This is a genomic window from Advenella sp., from assembly GCF_052108595.1.
Classification (GTDB): Bacteria; Pseudomonadota; Gammaproteobacteria; order Burkholderiales; family Burkholderiaceae_B; genus Advenella.
Window position 1 is genome coordinate 1 of sequence record NZ_JBQEAU010000188.1, and the last position, 3,573, is coordinate 3,573.

General features: G+C 54.0%; 2 protein-coding genes. One reads left to right on the top strand and one right to left on the bottom strand.

The genetic code is table 11. The features are described from left to right. Position 1: 1 nt before the first annotated feature. Positions 2-490: a tyrosine-type recombinase/integrase gene (locus ACTIKR_RS20390; protein WP_442328874.1), complete on the bottom strand. Its 489-nt coding sequence runs from the start codon at positions 488-490 to the stop codon at positions 2-4. A gap of 783 nt (positions 491-1,273) precedes the next feature. Between ACTIKR_RS20390 and ACTIKR_RS20395 the strand changes: the two genes are divergently transcribed. Further along, positions 1,274-3,573, top strand: a 2,300-nt coding sequence (locus ACTIKR_RS20395) for a nitrate reductase subunit alpha (RefSeq protein ID WP_442328875.1), incomplete at its 3' end; no start/stop codon positions are given.

Below are 3,573 nucleotides of genomic sequence, written 5' to 3' on the forward strand. Positions count from 1 at the left end.
TTTAAGCGGCTTTTTTATTGCTGCGTGACTTTTGCGTGACTTTTCCTACGGCCCTGATCTGAGCCTGACGAATCATCGCATGCAAATTAAGCGTTTCTTCCTCATGCCCGGGTCGGGCAATGCCTTCGAGCGCATCATATATCTCACGCAACTGAGCGATCGCATAATGCGAGTTCATGGACTTGTTGCTGTGCCATAAAATAACATCCTGAGTGCGCTCCCCTACCCCACTGAGTCGAAGCCGCATGCCAACGGTATGCCGTAGATCATGGACATGCAGATCCTCCACACCCGCCCGCTTCACACCTTTCTGCCAGGCCGTATTGTTGATAAAGTTCACTGGCTGGTGCTTCAGATCCACCTTATCTTCACCTTTGCGTGGTCGCCAATAGGTAAAAACATTTTCTTCATGCAAGCCACACTGTGATTCGACAGCGGATTTTTCAACTGAATCACGTACCACATTACGCTCAGATTTACGTCCCTTCACATTCAGTCGAGCACAATAAAGACCGAAACTGGCGGATTTGGATGCAGATTGATTTTACGCTTTCAATCCCAACGCAGTGAACACACAACGTCTTCTCTGAGGCCCGTCTTCAGGTCAAACAAGACCATATTTCGAAGATGCTCCGCAAATTGCTGTAGCAACTTTTCTTGCTCACACCAAGTGATTGGTCTGGGGGGCTTTTGTCGTCTTCATCTAATAAGCTGTCCCCCCAAGCACCCCAACTGTTTTCCCTGACAAATCCGAAAAGGAATGAACCTGATTGGTCAGCGAAGTGGTTGTCATGACAGGTGTCCGTCATGCGGTTTTGCCAGGTAGCTACGAGACTCTCGTGATAATCAACGTCCGAAATACGAAACATGCTGGCCAAGGCGCCCGAAGAAATAAAGCACGGATTCGGTCATTAAACGTTGTTGAATGATTTCCAACGCTGGCGGTTGAACCTTCACTGCTACACGGCGCCCTGGCCAGGACCAACTTAGAATACGAATTTAGAAGCGCGCCAGGGGGCGGGCTCTAACCAACTGGCCTGCATGACAGTCGGGCAATTCAGAATTCATAGTGTTGTAGGCATATTTGAATTGATATATGATGATTACACGCTGCATCCCCTTGGCCAGACCTCGGTCGCATACTGCTCGAGGCAGTACCAAGGCTCAGGCCGGCCTACGGCTGTCGTGTTTGCGGCTCGGGAGGAACTATGGTTTTCATGTGTTACCCACTGAGTGTGCCCCCTGTTCACACCCTCCGAGAGGCGGCTACACCATGAGCCATTTTCTTGATCGGCTCAAGTATTTTTCCACTGACCGGCCTGAATTTTCAGATGGCCTCGGTATAACCCTCAAAGAGGACCGTAAGTGGGAAGAGGCCTACCGAAAACGATGGCAGCACGACAAAATCGTACGCTCTACCCATGGCGTAAACTGCACAGGGTCCTGTTCCTGGAAAATCTATGTCAAAGGCGGCATCGTCACCTGGGAGACACAACAGACCGATTATCCTCGCACCCGCCCCGACATGCCCAATCACGAGCCCCGTGGCTGTTCGCGCGGGGCTTCTTATTCCTGGTATCTATATAGCGCCAACCGGCTTAAGTACCCGCTCGTTCGCAGCTCCTTGCTCAAACTGTGGCGCGACAAGCGCAGTACGCTGGCGCCCGTCGAGGCCTGGGCTGCAATCGTCGACGACTGTGACGCGCGAGCATCGTATACCGGCCGCCGTGGCCTAGGCGGTTTCGTCAGATCCAGTTGGGACGAAGTCAACGAAATCATTGCCGCATCCAACGTGCATACCATCAAGCGCCATGGGCCAGACCGCATCGTCGGTTTTTCGCCCATACCGGCGATGTCGATGATTTCGTATGCCTCAGGCAGCCGCTATTTATCGCTGATCGGCGGTGTCAACCTCAGCTTCTACGACTGGTATTGTGATCTGCCGCCCTCTTCGCCTCAGACCTGGGGAGAACAGACCGACGTTCCCGAGTCGGCAGACTGGTATAACTCGACCTTCATCATCATGTGGGGCTCCAACGTCCCGCAAACACGCACACCTGATGCGCATTTCATGACCGAGGTTCGCTATCGCGGTACCAAGGTCGTGTCCATCTTCCCGGATTATGCCGAAGGAGCCAAATTCGGCGATCTCTGGATGCACCCCAAGCAGGGAACCGACGCGGCGCTTGGTCTGGCTATGGGCCATGTCGTCTTGAAAGAATTTCACGTCGCTGGTAAAAGCGACTACTTTGTAGACTATTGCCGACGCTATACCGATATGCCGATGCTGGTGCGCATTGTCAGGCAAGGCGATCACTATGTGCCCGAGCGGATGCTGCGGGCTGATGAGTTCGAGGATGCGCTGGGGCAGGACAACAACGCCGCCTGGAAAACCGTGGTGCTGGACGAGATCAGCGGCAAGCCTGTTGCGCCCATCGGATCGATTGGCTTTCGCTGGGGCCAGAAAGAAGGTGGCGATGCGGGCAAGTGGAATATCAAAGAAGAGGATGCACAGGGTAACCCTATCCGTGCACGCCTGTCACTTGTGCAGGATCACGACCAGGTTATTGACGTTGCTTTTCCCTATTTCGGTAACGCCGAAAGCACGCACTTTACCCATACCGGCCACGACAGCGTGCTGGCACGCCGGATAGGTGTAAAACAAATTGCCACACGCAATGGCCAAGTGCTTGTCGCCACAGCCTACGACTTATTCATTGCCAACTATGGCGTGGATCAGGGGTTAGGCGGCGATAACGTTGCGGCCAGCTTTGACGACGATATACCTTACACTCCCGCCTGGCAGGAAAAAATCACAGGCGTCAACCGGCGAGACGTCATCGCCGTCGCCCGCGAGTTTGCCGAAAATGCCCACAAGACGGAAGGCAAATCGATGATTATCATCGGTGCCGGCTTGAACCACTGGTTCAATATGGACATGAGCTATCGGTCGGCAATCAATCTGCTGGTCATGTGTGGCTGCGTAGGTAAGTCGGGTGGCGGGTGGTCTCATTATGTGGGTCAGGAAAAACTACGACCACAGACAGGATGGCTGCCCCTGGCCTTCGCCACGGATTGGCATCGTCCGCCGCGGTTCATGAATGGCACATCGTATTTCTATGCCCATACAGATCAATGGCGCTACGAAACCCTGAAGATATCAGCACTCTTGTCACCGCTGGCTGACAAACACGAGTTTCCCGAAAATCCTATTGACTACAACGTCAAGGCCGAGCGCATGGGATGGTTGCCCACCGCGCCGCACTTCAGCACCAATCCGCTGGATATCGGAAAAGCCACGGCAAACGGGGACACGGCAGCCTATGTTGCCAACGGGCTCAAGGACGGCTCCATCAAAATGGCCTGTACCGACCCTGACGCGCCAGAAAATTTTCCACGCAATATGTTTATCTGGCGCTCCAACATACTAGGCTCGTCGGGCAAGGGGCATGAATATTTTCTCAAGCACCTGTTGGGTGCCGAACATGGCGTGCAAGGCAAAGACCTGGGCACCAGCGGGGGGGTGCGTCCGCAGGAGGTGGTATGGCACGACCAAGCTCCCGAAGGTACGCT